Source organism: Desulfosporosinus orientis DSM 765 (assembly GCF_000235605.1).
In the GTDB taxonomy this organism is placed as follows: Bacteria; Bacillota; Desulfitobacteriia; order Desulfitobacteriales; family Desulfitobacteriaceae; genus Desulfosporosinus; species Desulfosporosinus orientis.
In genome coordinates this window covers 3,129,535-3,151,611 of sequence record NC_016584.1, presented here as the reverse complement: position 1 = coordinate 3,151,611, position 22,077 = coordinate 3,129,535, and the positions used below count along the sequence as shown (strand labels likewise).

General features: G+C 44.7%; 20 protein-coding genes. 2 read left to right on the top strand and 18 right to left on the bottom strand.

Translation table 11 applies throughout. The features are described 5' to 3' along the window. Window positions 1–20: 20 nt before the first annotated feature. Window positions 21–1,211 carry an electron transfer flavoprotein subunit alpha gene (locus DESOR_RS14675; protein ID WP_014185371.1) on the top strand — a complete coding sequence of 397 codons (1,191 nt, stop codon included), beginning with the start codon at window positions 21–23 and terminating at the stop codon, window positions 1,209–1,211. 44 nt (window positions 1,212–1,255) lie between these two features. On the opposite strand, the gene DESOR_RS14670 is transcribed toward DESOR_RS14675, so the two are convergent. Further along, a complete protein-coding gene (locus DESOR_RS14670) occupies window positions 1,256–1,561 on the bottom strand; it encodes an AzlD domain-containing protein (protein ID WP_014185370.1) in 306 nt (101 codons plus the stop codon). Next, complete coding sequence (locus DESOR_RS14665; RefSeq protein ID WP_014185369.1) at window positions 1,551–2,270, bottom strand: AzlC family ABC transporter permease; 720 nt, start codon at window positions 2,268–2,270, stop codon at window positions 1,551–1,553. Before DESOR_RS14665 ends, DESOR_RS14670 begins: the two co-directional genes overlap by 11 nt. A gap of 120 nt (window positions 2,271–2,390) precedes the next feature. Here DESOR_RS14665 and DESOR_RS14660 point away from each other — a divergent pair, with 120 nt between their 5' ends. Then, window positions 2,391–3,266, top strand: coding sequence for a LysR family transcriptional regulator (locus DESOR_RS14660; protein WP_014185368.1), 876 nt, complete (start codon window positions 2,391–2,393; stop codon window positions 3,264–3,266). Window positions 3,267–3,288: 22 nt separating this feature from the next. On the opposite strand, the gene DESOR_RS14655 is transcribed toward DESOR_RS14660, so the two are convergent. From DESOR_RS14655 to DESOR_RS14580, 16 genes are all read right to left on the bottom strand, one after another. Next, window positions 3,289–3,630, bottom strand: a complete 342-nt coding sequence (locus DESOR_RS14655) for a biotin/lipoyl-containing protein (protein ID WP_014185367.1) — start codon at window positions 3,628–3,630, stop codon at window positions 3,289–3,291. 2 nt (window positions 3,631–3,632) lie between these two features. After that, a complete protein-coding gene (gene accC, locus DESOR_RS14650) occupies window positions 3,633–5,162 on the bottom strand; it encodes an acetyl-CoA carboxylase biotin carboxylase subunit (protein ID WP_014185366.1) in 1,530 nt (509 codons plus the stop codon). 11 nt (window positions 5,163–5,173) lie between these two features. Continuing rightward, the gene (locus tag DESOR_RS14645; RefSeq protein WP_014185365.1) at window positions 5,174–6,721 is read right to left on the bottom strand and encodes an acyl-CoA carboxylase subunit beta; all 1,548 of its coding nucleotides are present in this window, start codon (window positions 6,719–6,721) and stop codon (window positions 5,174–5,176) included. Between the two features lie 13 nt (window positions 6,722–6,734). Further along, window positions 6,735–7,148: a methylmalonyl-CoA epimerase gene (gene mce / locus DESOR_RS14640; RefSeq protein ID WP_014185364.1), complete on the bottom strand. Its 414-nt coding sequence runs from the start codon at window positions 7,146–7,148 to the stop codon at window positions 6,735–6,737. 20 nt (window positions 7,149–7,168) lie between these two features. Next, the gene (locus DESOR_RS14635; RefSeq protein ID WP_014185363.1) at window positions 7,169–7,591 is read right to left on the bottom strand and encodes a cobalamin B12-binding domain-containing protein; all 423 of its coding nucleotides are present in this window, start codon (window positions 7,589–7,591) and stop codon (window positions 7,169–7,171) included. Between the two features lie 15 nt (window positions 7,592–7,606). Then, entirely contained in the window at window positions 7,607–9,280 is a 1,674-nt protein-coding gene (locus DESOR_RS14630; RefSeq protein WP_014185362.1) for an acyl-CoA mutase large subunit family protein, read from the bottom strand. A 181-nt stretch (window positions 9,281–9,461) separates the two neighbouring features. Continuing rightward, window positions 9,462–11,345 carry a sigma-54-dependent Fis family transcriptional regulator gene (locus tag DESOR_RS14625; RefSeq protein ID WP_014185361.1) on the bottom strand — a complete coding sequence of 628 codons (1,884 nt, stop codon included), beginning with the start codon at window positions 11,343–11,345 and terminating at the stop codon, window positions 9,462–9,464. Window positions 11,346–11,623: 278 nt separating this feature from the next. Further along, window positions 11,624–12,598, bottom strand: a complete 975-nt coding sequence (locus DESOR_RS14620) for a 2-hydroxyacid dehydrogenase (RefSeq protein WP_014185360.1) — start codon at window positions 12,596–12,598, stop codon at window positions 11,624–11,626. A gap of 84 nt (window positions 12,599–12,682) precedes the next feature. Continuing rightward, on the bottom strand, window positions 12,683–13,582 hold the full coding sequence (locus DESOR_RS14615; RefSeq protein ID WP_014185359.1) for a dihydrodipicolinate synthase family protein: 900 nt from the start codon (window positions 13,580–13,582) through the stop codon (window positions 12,683–12,685). Between the two features lie 53 nt (window positions 13,583–13,635). Further along, entirely contained in the window at window positions 13,636–14,808 is a 1,173-nt protein-coding gene (locus tag DESOR_RS14610) for a UxaA family hydrolase (RefSeq protein WP_014185358.1), read from the bottom strand. A 34-nt stretch (window positions 14,809–14,842) separates the two neighbouring features. After that, a complete protein-coding gene (locus DESOR_RS14605) occupies window positions 14,843–15,124 on the bottom strand; it encodes a UxaA family hydrolase (RefSeq protein WP_014185357.1) in 282 nt (93 codons plus the stop codon). Between the two features lie 17 nt (window positions 15,125–15,141). Beyond that, complete coding sequence (ilvD, locus tag DESOR_RS14600; RefSeq protein WP_242832538.1) at window positions 15,142–16,803, bottom strand: dihydroxy-acid dehydratase; 1,662 nt, start codon at window positions 16,801–16,803, stop codon at window positions 15,142–15,144. Window positions 16,804–17,022: 219 nt separating this feature from the next. Next, window positions 17,023–18,687: a dihydroxy-acid dehydratase gene (gene ilvD, locus DESOR_RS14595; protein WP_014185355.1), complete on the bottom strand. Its 1,665-nt coding sequence runs from the start codon at window positions 18,685–18,687 to the stop codon at window positions 17,023–17,025. Window positions 18,688–18,719: 32 nt separating this feature from the next. Further along, the gene (locus tag DESOR_RS14590; RefSeq protein ID WP_014185354.1) at window positions 18,720–19,988 is read right to left on the bottom strand and encodes a nickel pincer cofactor-dependent isomerase, group 22; all 1,269 of its coding nucleotides are present in this window, start codon (window positions 19,986–19,988) and stop codon (window positions 18,720–18,722) included. A 25-nt stretch (window positions 19,989–20,013) separates the two neighbouring features. Beyond that, entirely contained in the window at window positions 20,014–21,528 is a 1,515-nt protein-coding gene (locus DESOR_RS14585; RefSeq protein WP_014185353.1) for a tripartite tricarboxylate transporter permease, read from the bottom strand. A gap of 12 nt (window positions 21,529–21,540) precedes the next feature. Next, window positions 21,541–22,017 (bottom strand): tripartite tricarboxylate transporter TctB family protein, encoded by a 477-nt coding sequence (locus DESOR_RS14580; protein WP_014185352.1) that lies wholly within the window; start codon window positions 22,015–22,017, stop codon window positions 21,541–21,543. Window positions 22,018–22,077: the final 60 nt, after the last annotated feature.

Sequence of the window (22,077 nt, the reverse complement as noted above, 5' to 3'; positions counted from 1 at the left end):
ATCAGCAGGAGGTTTCGCAAATGATATTATTAAACGAACGCTGCAAAGGATGCGGGCTTTGCGTAAGGCAGTGTCCTTTTGCAGCTATTGAGGTTATCGATAAACTAGCCCAATTTAAAGATAACTGTACGAACTGTGGTGCGTGTGCTGAAGTTTGTAAATTTAATGCTATCTTAGAAGAGGAAAAATCCACTTCAAACGTCAACCTGGAGAATTACGATGGAATATGGGTCTTTGCCGAACAACGTCAAGGAAAACTTTCCGAGGTGGCCTTAGAACTTTTGGGTATTGCCAACGAGTTGGCGATACAGCGGCAAACCGGCGTTACCGCAGTATTGTTAGGCCAGCACATTAAAATAATATCTAATGAACTCATTGCCTATGGGGCAGACAGAGTTATCGTTGTGGATAATCCCGATCTCAACCACTATCGTACCGAACCCTACACCTATGTGCTTGCGGATTTGATAAAAAAATACCGACCGGAGGCTGTCCTGCTCGGTGCTACCACTATCGGAAGAGATTTTGCCCCTCGTCTGGCCCGGCGTCTTGGAACCGGATTAACCGCAGACTGTACCGAGTTAGCTGTAGAGCCAAAGGAGAAAATTATTCTGCAAACACGTCCTGCCTTTGGGGGAAACCTTATGGCTACTATAGCTTGCCCTAATCATAGGCCTCAGATGTCAACCGTCCGTCCCGGTGTCATGCAAAAGCTCCCTCTAGACACTAATCGACGCGGGGACATCATTGAAGAACTTTATCATATTCCTCCTGAAGTTATTCGTTCCAAGGTTATAGAGTTAGTTAAGGCTGCAAAGGCCTCAATAAATATCGAAGATGCTGAAATTATTATAGCCGGGGGCCGCGGAGCTGGCGGACAGGAAGGATTCCATAAATTAATCGAACTAGCTGACATGCTGGGCGCCTCGGTGGCCGCTTCCCGCGCTGCAGTGGAGGCTGGCTGGATCGATCATGCCCACCAAGTCGGCCAAACGGGCAAAACAGTTAAACCCAAACTTTATATTGCCTGTGGGATATCCGGCGCCATTCAGCATTTGGCCGGCATGCAGAACTCCAGTTGCATTGTGGCCATCAATTCAGATCCGAATGCCCCGATTTTTAAGGTTGCTGACTACGGACTTGTCGCCGATATCAAAGAAGTGCTGCCGGTATTAGCCAAACAACTGCAGGCTGTTTCTTTAAGCGCTTAAAAAAAGCAATAGAGCGAGGGCGCAAATTTGCCTCTTCTCTATTGCTAAACCATCAACTCTATAATAAAGACCGTTAGACATGCCAGGAGGGAAACCTTGAACAGACTGCCGCCCCGGTAAGCCAGGATTAAGGCCGTGCCGAATCCTGCCAGGGCGGACCACAGGCTTGCCGTGGCCTTTAAGATCGCGGGAAAGGTCATTACCGCCAGGGTGACATAGGGTACATAATATAGGAAGGATTTGAGATATACATTCTTGATTTCCTTACGCATGAAAAGCAAAGGAAAGAGTCTGATCAAATAGGTAACACCCGCCATGACCAGGATATAGAGATAGGTATTACCTCTCATGGGCAGCCTCCTCCTTCACAGGAAACAGGAGTGCTGCCATTCCTGCTATTAATACCGTTAAAATAATGATTTTGAATCCCTGGGAGATTTCACTGAGGATGGGCAGTTGGGCAAATAACAAACTCAGCAGCATAGATGAGCCAATGATTCCTGTCAAGAGCTTGTTACCCTTGGCCGGCGGGACAATCACCGCGATAAACATCCCGTACAGAGCGACACTTAAGGCACTGATAATCCTGGCCGGTAACAACCCTCCTGAAACTGCCCCGCAAAAGGTACCCAACATCCAGCCCGGTATACTGACGCTCATCAAACCGTAATTGTAGAAGGGGTTCAGTTTCCCTTTTTTGCAGACGGATACCCCGAATATTTCATCCGTAACACCGAAGGCCACCGGAAAACGGTGGGGCCAGCCTGCTCCTGCCTCAAATTTTTGGGATAGTGAACAGGACATCAGGCAGTAGCGCAAATTAATGACCAGCTGGGTCAGGGCCATTTCCAGATATGTAGCGGAAGTCCCGATTAAAGCCAGTGCTCCGAATTGGCCGGCTGAGGTCAGGTTGGCTCCGGACATAAAGACAGCCTGAAAGGGCGTCAGGCCGGCCTTCTTTGCCACAATGCCGAAGGTAAAGGAAACGGCGAAATAGCCGAGTGCGATAGGAATGCCGTCTTTGATCCCGTTTTTCCAGGGGATATTCTTGTTGCTCATTGAAACTTACCTCTGATCAATCATTCTTGTTTGTTCTCATCATACTCTCCCCTCTTGACATAAGTAAAACGAATTTCCATAATGAATATATAAGATTTTCTAATGTATTTGAGGTAAGCAATGAATCGCTATCAAGCTTTTATGAAAATCATGGAAACAGGAAGTTTTACCAAAGCCGCTGAGGAACTGGGCTACACTCAATCCGCCATCAGCCAGATGATCCGCGCCCTTGAGGAGGAGCTTTCCACCGTGCTCTTTTTGCGTTCCCGCAAAGGGATCACCCTGACCCCTGATGCCGAGGAATTCCTGCCCTACATCAAAGCGGTCCATTATTCCTACCGGGAACTTGAGGAAAAACGCCGGGAAATGCAAGGACTGCAGAAAGGGATTATTCGCATCGGCACCTTCTCCAGTGTCTCCAGCAATTGGCTGCCTGATTTGATCAGGGATTTTAAAGCCCGGTACCCTTCCGTTCGCTTTGAGCTTCACCAGGGGGAGTACACCAGCATTGCCCAGCTGATTAAAGAAGGAAGCGTGGATTTCGGCTTTGTCAATCCCGACGCCCAAGCCGTATCTGAACTGAAGACCATCCCTCTCCAGCAGGATGAAATGCTGGTGGTCGTGTCTCAGAACCACCCCTTAACCTGCAAGGAGAAAATTTCACTCCGGGACCTGGTGGATGAAGCCTATATCCTCTTAGATGAAGGCCAGTTAAGCGTGCCCTTGGAGTTTTTTAAACGGGAAAATCTCCATCCTAACGTCCAATACCGTGTTCATGACGATTATACGATTATGTCCATGATTGAAAGCGGTTTGGGAATATCGATTCTGCCGAAATTAATCATCAGCAGATCCCCATATTGTATCGCCACCCTGGAGCTGTCCCCGCCTATTGTCCGCACCATTTCCCTGGCCTTTAAAAACAAGAAGGTATTGCCCATTGCCAGCCGCTACTTTATGGATTTCATTGTCGAACGGTATGGAAGGACTTCCTGAGTTGTCTGACACTACCAATAAATCAACTAATGACGACGAGAAGTTCTCCCGCTGTAACATTTTGACCGACACTGACTAGGATATCCAATACCCGCCCGTCCTTACCAGCTGGAATTCGATTTTCCATTTTCATAGCTTCTAAAGTCACTACCGTTCGATCCGCTTTAACGATGTCTCCAATCTTAACATGGGCCTGTGTAATTACCCCAGGCATGGGGGCCAATACGTGCCCATTTCCACTACCAGTTATTTGATGTTTGACAGGGCTTTGCAAAGCCGGAGTATTCTTTGCTGCCTTTTGTGTTATCTCTTCAACTTCGACTTCAAATTCTTGAGCGTTTACACGTACCAGAAATTTTTTCATGATCAACCACCTCCATATAAACTAGCCAAACGCCATGCTGAACGCATCTTACCAGAAGGTTGAATGTTAATAATCCGGTAGCGCACATGTTCTGATTTTTCATAAGTTTCAATTGCGGCGCTAAGAACCGCGATTAGTAGGTTATCTCTTGCTTGATCGTCAAGATCTGAGTGGTACTCAAGTTCTAAACTGTTTTCTTTCTCTGAATCAAGTTTTTTCTGAATAAAGTCTGTTGTGAATTTCCCTCTTTGAAAGTCCTTGTCTGCTAAGATTCGTTGATGGAAAGGGATCGTCGTCTTTACTCCGCTAATACTAAATTCTGCCAGAGCACGCTGCATTCGGGCTAAGACTTCTGCTCGTGTTCGGCCATAAACGAGGAGTTTGCTGATAAGGGAATCATAAAAAGGGGTAACTGTATATCCAGAGTAAGCGGCACTGTCGACTCGGACTCCAAACCCTCCTGGTGGGCGGAAATATTCAATTTTGCCGGGTGAAGGCATGAAGGTAACCGGATCTTCAGCATTAATACGGCATTCCATAGCCCAACCTGTGAGCCGAATATCGGTCTGCTTATACCCTAACGGCTCTCCGGCTGCAATCCGGATCTGCTCCTTAATCAGATCAAGGCCACAAATTAATTCTGTGATTGTGTGTTCAACCTGAATACGGGTGTTCATTTCCATAAAGTAAAAATTCAAGTCTTTGTCTAACAGAAACTCAAGGGTACCGGCACCACGATAACCAACGGCTTTAACTGCGTTACAGGAAACCTCGCTCATGCGATTTCGAAGCTCGGGTGTCAGAGCAGGCGATGGAGACTCTTCGATCAATTTTTGATGCCGTCGTTGGATAGAACAATCTCGTTCGCCTAAGGAGACAACTTCTCCATAGTTGTCCGCTAGAATTTGTATTTCCACATGTCGGCATCCCTCGAGGTATTTTTCTAAATAAACATCTGAATTATTAAAGCAGGCTTTTGCCTCAGAGCTTGCGCTCTCCAAGCTCAGAACAAGTTGATCCTCTTCAAGGACGAGTCGCATGCCTCGGCCTCCCCCTCCGGCAACGGCCTTGATCAGTACTGGGTAACCCAGTGTCCTGGCCATAGGTAGTGCTTCTTCTGTACTCATGACAATCCCCGTGCCTCCTGGAACGACAGGAAAACCAGAGGAAGCCATCGTTTCTCGAGCTTTTGATTTATCTCCCATTAAGGCCATGGTGTGTGCATCAGGACCGATAAAGACAAGCCCGGCTTCCAGAATCTTCTTTGCAAAAAGCGGGTTCTCTGCTAAAAAACCGTAACCTGGGTGAATCGCTTGCGCCCCCATGTTCACTGCTTTTTGGATAATCCATTCCATATCCAAGTAACCAGTTCTGGAGACACATTTAACTGCTTCATCCGCAAGTTTAACATGGAGAGAGTCTGAATCGACTTCCGTGTAAATGGCAATGGTCTTAACCTGCATCTCTTGGCAAGTTCGAATGATTCGGACAGCGATTTCCCCTCTGTTTGCAATTAAGATTTTCCGAAACATCTTTTCACCCCCTAAAATGGAATATTGCCATGCTTCTTTCGCGGATGCGCTTCTCGTTTAGAATTTAGCATGTTGAGACTTTGAATAATCATTTTTCGGGTATCACGCGGGTCGATAATATTGTCAATCAAACCCTTGGCACTAGCAATATAAGGGTTTGCGAACTTTTCGCGGTATTCCTCAGTTCTTTGTTTCATGGTGGCCTTAGGATCTGCAGACTTCATAATTTCTTCCCGGAAGATAATATTCGCTGCACCGTCCGGTCCCATAACCGCGATTTCTGCTGTCGGCCAGGCTACAGCGACATCCGCTCCTAAGGAGCGACTGCACATAGCGACATAAGCACCGCCGTAAGCTTTCCGCAAAATAATCGTAATCTTGGGGACTGTGGCTTCGGAGTAAGCATACAGGATTTTAGCTCCATGACGGATAATTCCACGATATTCTTGATCAACTCCTGGAAGAAAGCCAGGAACATCTACGAATGTTATTAAGGGTATATTAAAGCAATCACAAAAACGTACAAAACGGGATAGTTTATCAGAAGCATCAATATCTAAGCAACCGGCGAGATAGGCGGGCTGATTCGCAACAATACCCACCGCCATACCCTCGAAACGAGCAAAACAGGTTACAATATTTTGCGCAAAACGTTGATGAACTTCAAAGAATTCACCGCCATCGACGAGAAGATAGAGGACATCCCGGACATCATATTGTTTATTGGGTTCAATTGGTACTACGTTTAGCAGATCGTCATCTTCTGCTTTAGGTGGCTTGCCCTCTAATATGGGGGACTCCTCGAGATTGTTTTGAGGCAAGTAGGTCAGTAAATGCCTGACCATTTCCAAGGTATCAGTTTCCGATTGACCAAGAAAATGGGCTACTCCGCTTGTATGGTTATGAACCATGGCCCCCCCCAATTCTTTAGTCGTTACCTCCTCCCCTGTCACAGATTTTATAACTTGGGGGCCGGTAATAAACATCTGGCTGGTCTTATCCACCATAAATGTAAAATCGGTAATAGCCGGAGAATAGACAGCGCCACCGGCACAGGGCCCCATGATAACTGAAATTTGTGGGATTACTCCAGAGGCCAAGGTATTTCGATAGAAGATGTCTCCGTAAGCAGATAAAGCACTAACTCCCTCTTGGATACGTGCTCCCCCCGAGTCATTAAGGCCGATAACAGGAGCGCCGTTTTTTAGAGCAAGGTCCATGATTTTACAAATTTTTCGGGAGTGAAGGTCCCCCAAAGCTCCGCCGAAAACGGTAAAGTCCTGGGAGAAAATATAAACTAAGCGACCATGTATTGTACCATAGCCTGTAACGACACCTTCCCCTACGTTGACCACGTCTGGTTTTGTAAAATCGGTCATTTCTCCTTTAATAAAGGTATCGGTCTCAATAAAACTATCGACGTCAAGGAGTACATCAATCCGCTCACGCGCAGTCATTTTGCCGTTTTCGTGTTGCCTAATGATGCGCCCAACACCACCTCCTAGTTTTGTTGCTTCTTGTAAAGCTGTTAGTTCGCTAAGTTTAGCGTAGATATCCAAGGGTTCCACCTCCTTAAACCTGGCTGCAACGCTCAACCAGTTCTATTAGGGTGTTGAAAGTACTTTGGGGATGAATAAAAGCGACCTTGCTTCCACCCAATCCAATTCTAGGGGTCTTATCGATTAAACGTATTCCTGAATTTTTTAATTCAAATAACTTTTCTTCAATACTCTCGACTTGAAATGCTAAATGATGAATACCTCCACCACGGGCTGCAAGGAATTTCCCAACGGGACTGTTGGCTTCCATAGGCTCTAATAGTTCCAGATTGGTGTCACCTATCCGTAAAGTAGCCGTCCGAACTTTTTGTTCAGGGATCGTTTCAAGTTGACTACAACTTAGCCCTAAGCCAAGGTATACACTTATAGCCTCGTCTAGGTTTTTGACAGCGATCCCCAGATGGTCCAGCTTTAATTGAAGGTCCATATTATCTTAATTCTCCTTTCTTAAGCCTCTACATCGTTACGTAAACCCTTATTATACTCTTTGATAAAAGTAACAATATCCCCCGTGGGTGTTCCTGTTTCAAATATCTCAACTACTCCTGCTTCTTTCAAAAATTCTTGGTCATCTTTGGGAATGACTCCCCCTGCGATTACTGGGATATCCTGAGCTCCTTCTCGGGCTAGAAGCTCAATGATTCTCGGGAGCAGATAACTGTGGGCACCCGATAAGATGCTAATTCCAATGACTTGAACATCCTCTTGAATCGCTGCCTCGACAATTTGATCCGGGGTTTGTCGTAAGCCGGTATAAACAACTTCCATCCCGGCATCCCGCAGGGCCTGAGCTATGACTTTAGCCCCGCGATCATGACCATCCAATCCGACTTTGCCGATTAAGACCCGAATACGTTGTTCTTTTTCCATTACGACTCCTCCTGATTAAAAGGTGTTATCTTGCCGGTATTCTCCAAATACTTGTCGTAAAACGTCACAGATTTCACCCAAGGTGGTGTAATTCCGCACGCAATCCAGAAAAAAAGGCATTAAGTTTTCCGTGCTCTTTGCGGCTTTTTCCAACCGAATCAGACTGTTCTCTACCTCAGCCTGATTTCTTTTCCGATACACAGCGGCTAATCGTTGTTTTTGTTCTTGTTCGACTTTGGGATTTACTTTGAGTAACCCTTGTGGTGGATCTTGTTTAATCTCAAATTTGTTAATCCCAACGATAATCCTTTTTTGATTCTCGATCTCCATTTGATAACGATAGGCACTTGTCTGGATTTCTTTTTGTTGAAAACCAAGTTCAATGGCCCGTACGGCACCGCCTAATTCATCAATCTTCTCGAGGTAGCCCCAAACGGCCTTCTCTATATCCTCTGTTAATTTTTCCACACAATAAGATCCCCCTAATGGATCCACTGTTTCTGTAACTCCAGTTTCGTAGGCAATGGTCTGTTGGGTTCGTAAAGCGAGTAGAGCCGATTCTTGGCTGGGAAGAGCTAAGGCCTCATCCCAGGCATTGGTGTGCAATGATTGGGTACCGCCCAGCACAGCACTCAAGGCCTGAAAAGCTACCCGCATAATATTCACCTCGGGTTGTTGAGCCGTCAACGTACAACCGGCTGTTTGGGTATGGAAACGCATCATCAAGGATTTGGGGTTATCAGCTTTAAACCGGTTTTTCATTATCTTTGCCCATACTCTGCGGGCAGCCCTAAACTTGGCGATCTCCTCCAAAAAATTGGAGTGAGCGTTGAAAAAGAAGGAGAGTCGTGGAGCAAACTGGTCAATTTCCAACCCTGCATTAAGAGCGGCCTCGACATAAGCAATTCCATCTGCCAGGGTAAAAGCCACTTCTTGAATCGCATTAGAGCCCGCTTCTCGAATATGATAGCCACTGATACTAATCGTGTTCCAGTTTGGAAGATGCTCGGCACAATATTTAAAGGTATCGGTGATTAGCCGCATTGAGGGCTTCGGCGGGAAAATATAAGTTCCCCGGGCCATATATTCCTTTAATATGTCATTTTGAATGGTTCCGGATAATTTGGTGGAAGCTATACCCTGCTTTTCGGCTACTACTATATACATAGCCAGAAGTATGGCGGCTGGAGCATTAATCGTCATAGATGTGCTAACCTTGTCTAACGGTATATCCTTGAAAAGCGATTCTATATCTGCCAAGGAATCAATCGCTACACCTACCTTGCCCACTTCTCCTTGGGCAAGAGGATCGTCAGAATTATAACCAATTTGGGTAACTAAATCGAAAGCCACACTGAGGCCGGTTTGTCCTTGTTTAAGCAGATACTGAAAACGGGAGTTTGTTTCTTGTGCAGTTCCGTAACCTGCGTATTGACGCATTGTCCAGAGCCGACCCCGGTACATGTCCGGTTGAACACCACGTGTATACGGAAATTCTCCCGGAAAGTTTAAATCCCTTAGATAGTCGAGTTTAAGATTATCTGGTGAATAAAGCCGTAGCAATTCGACCTCTGACCCATCGCTTTCCCAACGTTCATCCGCTGATTTTGAAGGATTATTCCTAAAATTCTTGCTCTCCCAAAGAACTTTTTGTTGGGCAATTTTTTCAAATTCCTTACTTTTTTCCACAAGTATATTTCACTCCCCTTAAATAATTTGAATTTTCAGATATTTATTAGCAAGATTCATGCCACCATCGTGCAAAAGAAAAAGAGGCGGAATTCTGCCTTCCGTCTCTTATGGTTTTAATTCTCTCCTTTTTTGATGTAACACAATGTTGCATTAAGCGTTATATTGTGTTGCAAATGTTTCAAGTCTTTTCCTTATATCCTTTTAGTTTTCGCCACATCGTAGTTCGACTGATTCCTAGTTTTTTTGCAGCTTCGGTTTTATTGCCCTTGACGCTATTTAAAACTCGGATTAGTTCTGCTTGTTCACCTGAACCAAGATCGTCAAAAGTTAGCCTTTCGAATAAAGATAATAGTAAGGACTCATGATCTTCTTCTTTATAGAGAGCCGCAAATCTTTCAACGATATTTCTTAGTTCGCGAATATTACCTGGCCAGTTATAATCTCTAAATACAGTAAGCTTGGAAATCCTCTCTATTTCCTGTTCATTGAGGTCATGGCACATTTCAGTGAGAAAACTTTTAACGAGTAAAGGAATATCAGTTTTGCGAACTCGTAGAGGAGGAAGACGCAGTTCTAAAACATTAAGTCTGTAATATAGATCCTTTCGGAAATAACCTTTTTCTGTCATTTCCCATAAGTCTTTATTAGTGGCAGATATCACTTGGATATTAACCGAACGAATATGGTCACTTCCGATGCGCAGAACTTCACGTTGTTCTAGGACCCTTAACAGACGAGATTGCAGAGACATAGAAAGTTCACCTATTTCGTCTAGAAATACCGTTCCCTCATGAGCCAGTTCAAACAATCCGGGTTTTCCACCCTTTTTAGCTCCAGTGAATGCACCTTCTTCGTAACCAAAAAGTTCGCTCTCCAGCAAGTTATCAGGAATGGCCGCACAGTTTATGGTAACAAAAGGGTGACGAAATCGAATACTGGCATTATGTATACCTTGAGCAAAAAGTTCCTTACCTGTACCTGATTCCCCAGTGATTAGAACCGAAGAAGCATTCTTTGCATAGAGAAAGGCTTCTCGTTTGACTTTTTGAATCTGGTCACTAGTACCAATGATGTCTTTGATAGATGTTTTGGCTACAAAACCTTTTTGAAATAGGCTCTTACGAATCTTTTCCTCGACTTCTTGGAAAATCCCAATATTTTGGAATGTCGCAACCGCTCCAATAACTTCCGAGTTTACCGAAATAGGTATACGGTTGATGACAATCTGGCTATTCCCGAAAGTCTCAATCTGATTTAACTCTGCCTTACAACTCTGTATAACTTTTGTAAGCTTGGCATTCGGAAATACTTTAGTAATAGATTTACCTATCACTTTGTATTCAGAAGCGCCAATAATTTTTTCAGCACTTGAATTAATTACTGTGATTAGTCCATCCCTATCGACGGCTATTATACCTTCATACGAAAAAGCTAAAATTGTCCGCAGTTCTTCTGCTTTTCTAGCCTCTACTTGCTTAGAAAAAGCCACTTGGACCGCAGTATCCAAGGCTCGAGTAACACCATCTGACGAATATATAAAGATTCCCTTTATTCCTGTAACTCCTCTTTTGCTGATTACTTCTTGGAGAAAACTGCCTCCGATAACGACTTTAATACCTTCGTTTTGCAGATGGTTTAAACACTCTTCGATATCGCTAAGCTTTTGATAAGTAAATTGTTTAATGGAGATATTCAGCAATTCAGAAAAGTTATCCAGATTTGGGATCTTACTTTCATAGGCAATGATTCCAACTGTATCAGAATAATGTTTAGCTTCTTTAAGGGCATTTAAAATGTCGAAGCCGGTTACTTTAATTTCAACTAATGGGTTAGAAAGTTTAGTAGAGAGAAGTTTTGCTGTTCCTCCTGCGGAAACGAAAACATCAGCTTCCCTGGTTTTTTCCATATCCTCAGCTTTTTGGAGAACATCATTCCACTCACAATCAATCACTAAAATCCGAACCGGATAAGAAGCCTTATATTGAAGTTTATTGATTAACGATGTTAAAGCATGATAACTAAAGACTGCTATAGTAGGTTCATTTTTAGTTCCTTTATGCATAACAACGCACTCCCCTCGCCATTTAGCTTCTGTAGGAGTTTTTAATCCTTGTAATGTGTCTAAACGGACTTTGTTTATGCACTTTGCTACAAGTAAAATTAGTTGTAGTAACATTTACATTATAGCAGCAATGAACAGAATATACTAAATATTATGATTATTATATTAGCACATTTTATTCAATTTCATCAGTGTTTATTTTAATCCTTTCAATACCCTTTACGGCTCCGGCTACTGTTTCCTCAAATTCATTATGCGATTAATCTTTCAACTAATGATTAATAAAGTTCCTTAACCAGATTCGGAGGTTGAATATCCATTAGCCCAGCTGCCAAGTTTTTGGCAGCAAGCATTGCCATCTCTGTCCGGCAGGCCAGGGTTGCCGATCCAATGTGAGGAACCGTAATTACATTTTGAAATTGAAGCAACGGATTATTCTTATTAATTGGTTCCTGGGAAAATACATCCAAAGCAGCTCCTTGAATTTTTTCTTCTCGAAGCGCAAGAATTAAAGCTTGTTCATCGACTGTTTCGCCCCGAGAAATATTAAGGAAAAATGCCGAATGTTTCATCAAATTAAACTCTTTATAACCCATTAAGTGTTTTGTATCCTTTGTCAATGGCGTTAACAAAATAACAAAATCTGACTTTGCCAGAAGTGTTGGCAGGTCACAATATCTTACTCCAAGCTCCTCTTCAGCGACAATTTTGCGATTTCTATTATGATATAAAACATCCATTTTAAAACCATTTCTTGCCCGCCGCGCCAATTCTAAACCGATCGACCCCATACCAATGATTCCCAAGGTTTGGTGATGTAAATCTAAACCAAACAACTCCTCTGAAATCTGGGCATTCCATTTGCCTTCTTTAACAAAGCCATTAAGTTCCACGATTCGCCTGGCCGAGCATAACATCAAACCTATTGCCAAATCTGCTACTGTATCGCTGAGAACGTCCGGTGTATTAGTCCCCAATACTTGTCTTTTTCTCATTGCTTCCAAATCAAAATTATCATAGCCGACAGAAATATTGCTGACAATTCTAAGGTTGGGTGCCTTTAGCAATAAATCTTCATCAATCCGGGTAATCAAACTTGTCGTCAGCAATCCTTCCCTATCAGAGATCTGCTCTATGAGTTCTTGACGATTAATCGGCCGTTCTTTATCCCACATTGCGAACTCACAAAACTTTCCGAGATAATCTCTGACGGTTTGAGGAATAGGTTTAGCTATGAACACCTTGGGCAGCATAAAAACTCCTCCCTTTTAGAAGAACAAGGTAACCGGAGCTTCAGCCCCAGTCACCTTGTTTGTCTTGATTTACACGTTCTGTTTCTACATAGCTTTTTGAAGATATGGGGTCCGGCCTAAAATTTGCTTTAGCTCTTCTCTTTCGGCTTCTCCAAGAGGCTGCAGGGGGGAACGAGGATCCCCGCCATAATAACCGATCATATCCATAGCAGCTTTCAGGCCTGCAATTCCAAAGCGAGAGGTCACTGCCGCATTACTTTCAATCAGGTTAAACTGTAAGGCCTTAGCCTCTTCATGTTTTCCTGCTTCGAATAATTCTTGAACCTTAACACATTCATCTGGAAACACATTGGCGAGGGCTAAGGTTCCCCCTGCCGCCCCCAGTACCAGGCTGGGATAAAGGAAGCTGGCGGAGCCGGCAAATACGGAAAAATCAGAAGGGGTACTTTTGATCATTTCTGCAATCTGAACAATATTTCCGCCGCTGTCTTTAATCCCGATAATGTTGGGATGCTGAGCTAACTCAGCCACAACTTTTGCTGATAAGTTAACTCCTGTATTCCTCGGCATATTATAGAGAATCAAAGGAATCGGTGAAGCTTCTGCTACTTCTAAATAAAACTTTTTCAGCACTTTTTCCGTCATGGAGCCCTTATAGTAGTTAGGGGTTACGACTAAGACTGCGGCAGCTCCGGCTTCCGCTGCTTTCTGGCTCAAATAGATGGTTTCTTCAGTGGATTCGGCTCCTGTTCCGGCGATGACAGGTTTACGTCCTTGGGATTTTTCACAGACATAGGAAATAATTTTAACTTTCTCCTCGGTACTGAGCAGAACAAATTCACCATTGGAACCTAATACAACAAGGCCCTCGAGTTTAGATCCCAGCCAAAATTCCAAATTCCCATCTAATTTATCGTAGGCAATTTTACCGCCGGCAAAAGGAGTTGGAATCGGGGCATAAATCCCCTTCAATTTAAATGCCATCAAAAACTCTCCTCCCTTAAACTAAACCTGATTTATCGCTTAAATTCCTTGATTTAACCACCATAACTGCGGGTGATGCAGAATAATTCATCTCCCATAGCAATCTCCGCCTTTGTAGGTTCCCCGGAAGCTGTGTCAATGACCTTCCGGAAAAGTCCTTCTCCAACTTCGGAGATGGCTAGTCCCTTATCAATAATTTCCCCGGCATTAAAATCAAGGTTGAATTTCATCCGCTCATAGGTCGATGTATTTCCGGTAATTTTTATAACCGGTACGCCGGGAAAACCAGTAGGAGTTCCTCTTCCGGTAGTAAAAACTACAACCTGACAGCCGGAAGCAATAAGTCCTGTCACTGCTTCTCCATCATGACCAGGGCAATCCAGAATATATAATCCGGGGCCGCCGACAGGTTCCCCATAATCAAGGACTCCCGTGATCGGACCGGTGCCGCCCTTGTGAATTCCACCCAGAGCCTTTTCGACGACACTTGTTACGCCGCCATCTTCATTACCCGGTGATATAAGAGCTGATCTATTCTGCAGATCCAAATGGGCGGTTCCCAATTTTAATTTGTTTTCCATGTTTTTAACAGTATCAAGAATTTTTTGTCCTACTTCCGGGCTAACTGCTCTCCGAGCGAGAACATGTTCAGCACCGATCAGTTCTGTGACCTCAGTAAACATGGCTCGTCCGTCTTCGGCAACAATTTGATCAGTAACCCAGCCGAGGGCAGGATTAGCGGCAATCCCGGATGTGGCATCAGTACCCCCGCATTTTAGACCCAAAAACAGCTCGGATATGGGGAATTCTTCTTTCTTCTGCTTGGCTGCCTGTTCAACAAGGCCTTGGGCCAAACAAACTCCTTTGGCGATGGCTTTTTGGGTATCACCCTCTTCCTGGATGACAACCATCTCTACCGGTTTTCCTGTTGCAGCAATACTATCTGCCAGCTCCTTGGCCCGGAAACGCTCGCAGCCAAGTCCGACAACCACAACGCCATAGAAATTCGGGTGTCTGCCAACTCCCTTTAGTGCTTTCGCTGTCAGTTCCAAGTCTAAACCTACCTGACTGCAGCCAACAGGATGGGTCAGCTCAACTGTTCCTGCAACCTGCTGTGTGATACGACGTACAACATTATTGGCGCAAAAAACTGACGATATAACTGCTACCCAATTCCTAACCCCAGGTAAGCCTTGTGATCGTCTATATCCATAAAACGAATGCATGTACTTAACTCCCTTCCTTGGAACTTCCGCAGAATTAATCTTCCCGGCCTCTTTCACAATAGAGATTTTGTAAATGAACCCATTCTCCTGGTTCAATTGGAGTTTTCGCTTTTCCGATCACTTCACCGTATTTAATAATAGGTTCATCACTCGGAAGGGGTTTTAAGGCTATCTTATGGCCAAAAGGGATATTACTCAGGACCTTTAACTGAAGAGCACCACTTTCAGTATTGACTAAAACATCGTCGCCTTTATTTAACTCTGATAGAACAACAGCCACGTTGTCCCGTGAATCGATTTTTAAAGCCTTTTGCATAACTACCCTCCTAGCAGTTAATCCATATTTTCCAGAAGGGCTCCGCGATTTGCCTGCCCAACATTACGACTGTACAATCCAAGGAATCCTGTATCAACAGGGGACTTTCTGGGTGTCAGTGCAGCTAACCGCTCAGCCATTTCCTGAGGACTAATGAGAAGATTCAGCTGTTTGTTTTCGATATCTATTTCAATAGAATCACCGTCTTGCACAATGGCAATAGGACCACCTACATGAGCTTCCGGGGTAACATGACCGATGCAGAAACCTCTCGTGGCTCCGGAAAAACGTCCGTCGGTAATCATAGCGACACTGTCACCCAACCCCATTCCCGTCAGCAAGGCTGCCGGAATGGACATCTCTCTCATTCCCGGACCGCCTGCAGGGCCTTCATAACGAATCACTAGGACATCTCCCGGTTTTATTTCCTTATTCATAATGTGATCCATTAAACCTTCTTCAGACTCGAAGGTCTTAGCTGTACCTACCTGACGAGAAGGAGCATTCTTGACACCGCTTACTTTGATAACAGCTCCATCAGGAGCCAGACTGCCTTTAAGAATGACAATTCCTCCTTGAGGCTGCAAAGGAGCATTCAGAGGCTGAATGGCCTGCCGGTTTTTTACCTCCCGGCCATAACTAATGATGGCTTGTCCTGTCACGGTCATAACCTCTTTATTAAGCAGAGGCTCCAATACTTGAAGGATCGCTCCCACCCCGCCGGCTTGATAAAAATCCCAAAGGGTAAATTTGCTGGAGGGTTTAAATTTAGCAATACAAGGAGTTGTCCCTGACAGTTTATCGATTTGATCCAGGCTCAATTCCAGCCCTGCTTCCCTGGCAATAGCCGGTAAGTGTAAGACAACGTTTGTCGAACCCCCGATGGACATCAGGAAACGAACAGCATTTTCCAGATTATGCCCAGTTATTATTTTGCTGGGTTTTAAATCTTCCCGGACCATTTCAACAATACGTTTTCCGGTTTCTTTAGCCTGGCGGCGTTTTTCAGCATAAACTGCAGGTGTGGTTGATGTTTCAGGCAAGCTCATTCCCAGAGCTTCAATGAGACAGCCCATTGTGTTGCCTGTTCCCATCATGCCGCAAACCCCAATGGTAGTACAGGTGTCTGTCTCTATTGCTTCGAACTGTTCATCACTGATTAAATGCTTTTTGACTGCACCCATTCCCTCTTTAATATCGGACATGACCCTTTGTTCGCCATTTTCGTCAAAATGCGAAAGCATTGGACCAGGCGGCAAAAAAATACTGGGAATATTTAATCTCGCTGCCGCCATAAGCATAGCAACCGGAGACTTGTCACAGGAAGGCAGGAAAACCAGGCCGTCAAATCCTCCTGAACCTACCATCACTTCTATCTCTGCAGCAACAACTTCTCTGCTGGGTAATGAATAATGCATTCCTAAACCTTGAGCAATAGCATCACAAACTGCGATGGTATGAAATTCAACAGGAGTTCCTCCCGCGGCCCAAACCCCGGCCTTGACAAATTGGGCCAACTCTTTATTGGCATAACTCCCGGGATGAATTTCCGACCAAGCACTAACAACACCGATGATCGGTTTTTTCAAGTCTTCTTTGCTATAGCCTACTGATTTAAACATTGCTCTAGGGTAGGCACCTTTAACTCCTTCGAATAACTCCTGAGAGCCACGCAGCATTTTCTTCAATTCCTTCATCCTCCTTCCCAAACCACACCCGGTTAACTCTCCTAACTCCGGGTTGGCCAGAATCATTGTTATTTTTCTTATCTAGGATACATTGCAAAAACAATGCCAATTATTTGTTGTAAATTCTGCGGGCTGAAGGGATTGAACTGCGTTGCAAATGTTGCATTTGTTGCACTTTTGCAATGAAATGCAACATTTGCAATGATGCAATTACTCCCATATTGCTCCGTTTAACGGGTTGGGTTTCATCCTTGTATAGCGTTTTAAAATTCCCTTAGCTTCTTTTACTATGGGTACCCAGTTCCGGCGTCTTACCTCCATAACTTCCGGAGGAACGTTAAGTTCAAGAGTCCCTGCCAGGAGATTAATTGAAATCTTATCTCCATTTTCAACTAAAGCAATAGCTCCTCCTAAGGCTGCTTCCGGAGAAACGTGTCCGATACAAGGCCCTCGGGAAGAACCCGATAATCTGCCATCTGTTACCAGAGCAGTGCTTTCGCCCAGCCCGGAACCCATCAGTAAAGAAGTAATCATCTGCATCTCCCGCATGCCCGGTCCTCCTACAGGACCTTCGTAGCGTATCACTATAACAGAGCCGGATTTGACCTGATGCTCTTTAATGGCTTCAATAGCATCTTCCATAGAATCATAAACACAGGCCGGACCCTCGTGAATCCACATTTTCTCTTGACAATCCGATCGTTTGACAATGGCCCCCTCCGGTGCCAAACTTCCCCAAAGTACCTTCAAGCCGCCATCTGAACGAATTGGATTGTCTTTTTCCCGAATCATATCCCTGTCGTTCCATTCAGCCTGCAAGGCAATATCTTTCAGAGTTTGTCCAGTCACAGTAGTCTGGTTTAAATCCATGATTTCCTGAAGAGATTTAAGCACAGCAGGAACTCCTCCTGCCTTGTGAAAATCTCCCATAGTTTTAGGCCCTGATGGACTAATTTTAGCGATATAGGGAGTATTGACATAACGATCAAAGGACTCAAGATTTATTTTTATACCCAGTTCATAAGCGATGGCCGGAATATGAAGGACCGTATTCGTTGAACCGCCTATGGCTAACGTAAATCGAATCGTATTGGCAAAGGATTCATAGCATAATAGATCGGAAGGTTTGATATTATCATGGACCAGCTGAACAATGCGTTTTCCGGCTTTATGGGCCTCTCTGCCTTTCGCCGGTGTATTGGCTTCCATGGTTGACGATAAAGGCAGAGCTAAGCCCAGAACTTCACAAATACCAGCCATGGTATTGGCCGTACCAATCATTGAACAGGTACCTACCCCCGGGCATGCCAGCTCTTCAATCTGCTGCAGAGTCTGCCAGTCAATCTTACCGGTCAGGTATTTGCCGACATATTCTCTCATGTTGGAAATCGTAATTTGCTGTCCTAAATAATCTCCCGCTTTCATAACCCCGGCAGGAACAAAAATAGAAGGAATATTAACACGCAGGGCAGCCATGAGCATGCCGGGTGTCATTTTATCACAGGTGGCCAAAAAAACGGCTCCGTCAAAACGATGAGCTTCCAAGGCAATCTCAATGGAGTCGGCAATAATATCCCGGGCAGGCAATGAGTATTTCATTCCCTCATGTCCCTGGGCCAGCCCGTCACAAACACCTATGGTATTAATCTCAAAAGGAAGGCCGCCGGCTTCAATAATTCCTTTTTTTACTTTATCGACGATGTATTCCTGGGCAACGCAGCCCGGTACCATTTCATTCCTGCTGTTCACCACAGCAATAATCGGTTTGTCTAAATCCTGCCGTTCAATACCGAGAGCAAATAACAAAGCTCTATGTGCCGCCCTCTCCACACCCTCGGTAATTTCATAACTCTTATATCCTTTGTTTTTTGCCATTAATAGACCTCCAGTCAAGACTGGGGAATTCACTAAAAGAGATTTCCATACTCATTAAATTCCAGGTTATAAGGGGAACTCTGAACTTCCAAGCAGGGATTTTTGCTGGCTTCTTCTCTCAGACTTTCCGATATTTCCATCATTCCAAGGCTCAGCGTATTTTTAACACGAACCATTCTGACTTCAGACAAATTTTTGATATTGCATGTCTTAATGGCAGCCTGAATAGCTTGGCGATCATTTTTTAATACCATGGGAATCTTTACACTTAAGGGAACGGTTGAAGTTAGGGAATTGGGATAAGTGGCTTCAAAGCTAATTTTCTCAAAGACCCGTTTAGTTGTGAAATCAAGAATCCCCAGACCATTGCAGTTGCCATGGGAAACGTCTGTTAAATCCAGGGTAGCAACTCTTGTTATAACAGGTCCCCCACTTATGAAGGGGGTATGATAGCGGCCAACCACATTGTTGTCAAATCCCGTGCCGCTGATGTTTTTGCCTATTTCATCAATAATTAAAACATCCAAGTTATCGAAATAGATTTTGGGAGACAAACTTTTGGCTTTTTCCAGTAAAACAGGTTCTGCGCCTTCGATTTCCTCATTCTTTAGTACTTCGATTTGGCATATCTCGTGATAGGCATTCTCTAAGATACCCACTGCGAAAATTAACTTGGTATTTTTCAGGGTGACTCTGGCAATGGCCGGTATGTTTTCAGCCATGTGACCGAACCCTAATTCGTGACAAATATCCGCCCCTTTTTGTTTCCCGAGACCAATGGTAATCATCTTCATTAATCCGCTTTCATAGGGGCCTCGGAAGGCTACATGAGGTTTGATGCGGTTAATAATGACGATGGCATCTGCTTCAGATGCGAATTTATCCACATAGACAGGCAGTCCATTTTCGGCGACTCCCACCTGGACAGTTTCCATAGTGGCCCGAATCGGTGCCTGGACATAGTCTTCCGTAATCCCAAGGCCGCGCAGCATATCCCTTTGCCCTTGGGCGGTTGCTCCTCCATGGCTCCCCATGGCTGGGACAATAAAGGGATCGGCACCACAATTTTTGAGATAGCCGACAACAGTCTTAACCACATCCGGTATTCTGTCTATGCCACGGCTGCCAACTGCTACGGCAACTGTTTGTCCGGGTTTAAACCTTAGGCCGCTGTTTTTACCCTCAAGTTTGGCCAGAAGCTCATGTTCCAGCCTGTCAGTCACTGGACGCGGGAACACTTGGTTAACTTTCAGCATCCTGGGAATAGGTATATTATCCAACAGTTGATTTATGGCACTCATGTTTATAGCTCCTCCTTAACAATTATTACTTTCCACCAAGCTGAGGAGTGTTTTTCTTGAAGAAAGCTTTTTTCAGCACAGCAAAAATCGGTGTAGCTTGAAGGAGAGATATCAAGGCAATGATCAGCAAAATCACGGAGAGAGGTGATGATAAGAAAATGGACCAGCTGCCGTTGCTCATCAGCAATGACTGGCGCATGGTGTTATCCAGCATCATTCCTAAAATCATCCCGACGACCATAGGAGCTGTAGGGATATTGAGCTTATCCATGAAGTAACCCAAAATTCCAAAACCGATCATCACAAACACATCATCAATACTGTTGTTGATGGTAAAGGAGCCAATAACACAGAGAATGACGATAATCGGCGCCAGGACTTTATTGGGCACTTTGGTCACAGAAACTGCAGCTCGAGTAAAGACAAGGCCTTCCAAAAACATAAAAATATTGGCAAGCATAACTGCCCAAAGCAGAGTAAAGGTGATGTCCGCGTGATCCGTCATAAGGGTTGGCCCGGGCATTATGCCATGAACCATGAGGCCGCCTAAGAGGATAGCAGTGGCAGAACTTCCCGGAATCCCCAAAGTGATGGTCGGAACCAAGGATCCTCCGACAACCGCATTATTCGCTGCTTCTGAAGCGGCAACACCTTCAGGATGGCCTGTTCCAAACTTTTCTTTTTCTTTGGAGAAACGTTTGGCTTCGTTATATCCGAACCAGCAAGCTGTATCCCCGCCTGTTCCGGGAATCAATCCTGTAAAGGTACCAATCAGACTGGAGCGCAGAATTGTGACAATCATGGACTTGAATTCTGTCCAGGTTGGCAGCATTTTATCGTTAATGGAGGCAGCCTTCTGTGGTCCTCCCCCATCCTTTTCTACAAGCCGGAGAGCTTGGGGAATTGAGAAAAGGCCGATTAAAGCAACAACATAGGAGATTCCGTTAAAAAGATAGATGGTCCCAAAGGTGAACCGGGGTACTCCCGAGATAGGGTCCATCCCTACCATGGCTATTAACAATCCGGCTACTCCGGAAAGAATCCCTTTGATGGGTGAACCGGAAGAAAGGGAGCCGATAATTGTCATGCCGAGAACTGCTATAGCAAATAACTCTACGGGCCCAAAGGACAGAGCTGCCTTCCCTAAGATTGGAGCAATGGTTAAGAGAGCAATGCTGCTGATAACTCCGCCAATTAAAGAAGCTGTTAAGGATACACCCAAGGCCTTTCCGGCACGACCTTGCTGGGCCATTGGATAGCCATCCATGATTGTTGCCGCTGCTGCTGGAGTTCCGGGGGTTCGGATGAGGATAGCTGTAATTGACCCGCCGTACATTGCTCCCATATACAGGGCAGCCAGCATACAAATTCCGGTGGCCGGATCCATGCCAAAGGTTACCGGCAGGAGCAAGGCAATGGCCATGGTAGCTGAAAGGCCTGGCATGGCTCCTACGAATAGCCCTAAAGCAGTTCCTGCAGCAACCGCTAAAAGATTGAAAGGCGATACAACGTTTAATAAGCCCATCAGTAAATTATTCATTATTGTCCTCCTTTAAGACATAAGTCCCATTGGAATTGGCAATTTAAGAAACGCAACAAAAAGAAAATAGCAGAAAGCTGTAAAGCCAAGGGCTATGAGCACTGATTTCCAAAGCTTGGTTGACTTAAGATAGGCCAGTGCCCCTATAACGAACACAGGAGTTACAAGAAAATATCCTAAGGGTTCTATGAGAGCCACATAAACCACAATGAAGGCCGCAAATACAAAAACTCGAAAAACATGAATGGGTTCTTGAGGTTCAGGAGATTCAGGGGAAGTTAGGGCAGGATCTTGAGAGGGATTGACTGTTTTTCGTTCTTTATAAACAGCTTCTGCGAACATTGCCAGAGCTAATAGGATAATCAGCCAAGCAAGTATGCGGGGTAAGCTTGCCGCATCTTGAGGCAGCTTATAAGAATTCACATAAAAGACAATCGCAAAAATTAAGGCCACGGCGGAAGCGATTCCGTGTTTGGCCAAATTTCTCATCTGAAGCACCTCCACGTCGTTGCTGATACGGAGAGAGGATTTTTCCTCTCTCCTATTTGC

Coding starts and splice junctions, on each gene's coding strand:
- DESOR_RS14675 (WP_014185371.1), top strand. CDS start 21: ATGATATTATTAAACGAACGCTGCAAAGGATGCGGGCTTTGCGTAAGG.
- DESOR_RS14670 (WP_014185370.1), bottom strand. CDS start 1,561: ATGAGAGGTAATACCTATCTCTATATCCTGGTCATGGCGGGTGTTACC.
- DESOR_RS14665 (WP_014185369.1), bottom strand. CDS start 2,270: ATGAGCAACAAGAATATCCCCTGGAAAAACGGGATCAAAGACGGCATT.
- DESOR_RS14660 (WP_014185368.1), top strand. CDS start 2,391: ATGAATCGCTATCAAGCTTTTATGAAAATCATGGAAACAGGAAGTTTT.
- DESOR_RS14655 (WP_014185367.1), bottom strand. CDS start 3,630: ATGAAAAAATTTCTGGTACGTGTAAACGCTCAAGAATTTGAAGTCGAA.
- accC (WP_014185366.1), bottom strand. CDS start 5,162: ATGTTTCGGAAAATCTTAATTGCAAACAGAGGGGAAATCGCTGTCCGA.
- mce (WP_014185364.1), bottom strand. CDS start 7,148: ATGGACCTTCAATTAAAGCTGGACCATCTGGGGATCGCTGTCAAAAAC.
- DESOR_RS14635 (WP_014185363.1), bottom strand. CDS start 7,591: ATGGAAAAAGAACAACGTATTCGGGTCTTAATCGGCAAAGTCGGATTG.
- DESOR_RS14625 (WP_014185361.1), bottom strand. CDS start 11,345: ATGCATAAAGGAACTAAAAATGAACCTACTATAGCAGTCTTTAGTTAT.
- DESOR_RS14620 (WP_014185360.1), bottom strand. CDS start 12,598: ATGCTGCCCAAGGTGTTCATAGCTAAACCTATTCCTCAAACCGTCAGA.
- DESOR_RS14615 (WP_014185359.1), bottom strand. CDS start 13,582: ATGGCATTTAAATTGAAGGGGATTTATGCCCCGATTCCAACTCCTTTT.
- DESOR_RS14610 (WP_014185358.1), bottom strand. CDS start 14,808: ATGCATTCGTTTTATGGATATAGACGATCACAAGGCTTACCTGGGGTT.
- DESOR_RS14605 (WP_014185357.1), bottom strand. CDS start 15,124: ATGCAAAAGGCTTTAAAAATCGATTCACGGGACAACGTGGCTGTTGTT.
- ilvD (WP_242832538.1), bottom strand. CDS start 16,803: ATGCTGCGTGGCTCTCAGGAGTTATTCGAAGGAGTTAAAGGTGCCTAC.
- ilvD (WP_014185355.1), bottom strand. CDS start 18,687: ATGGCAAAAAACAAAGGATATAAGAGTTATGAAATTACCGAGGGTGTG.
- DESOR_RS14590 (WP_014185354.1), bottom strand. CDS start 19,988: ATGAGTGCCATAAATCAACTGTTGGATAATATACCTATTCCCAGGATG.
- DESOR_RS14585 (WP_014185353.1), bottom strand. CDS start 21,528: ATGAATAATTTACTGATGGGCTTATTAAACGTTGTATCGCCTTTCAAT.
- DESOR_RS14580 (WP_014185352.1), bottom strand. CDS start 22,017: ATGAGAAATTTGGCCAAACACGGAATCGCTTCCGCCGTGGCCTTAATT.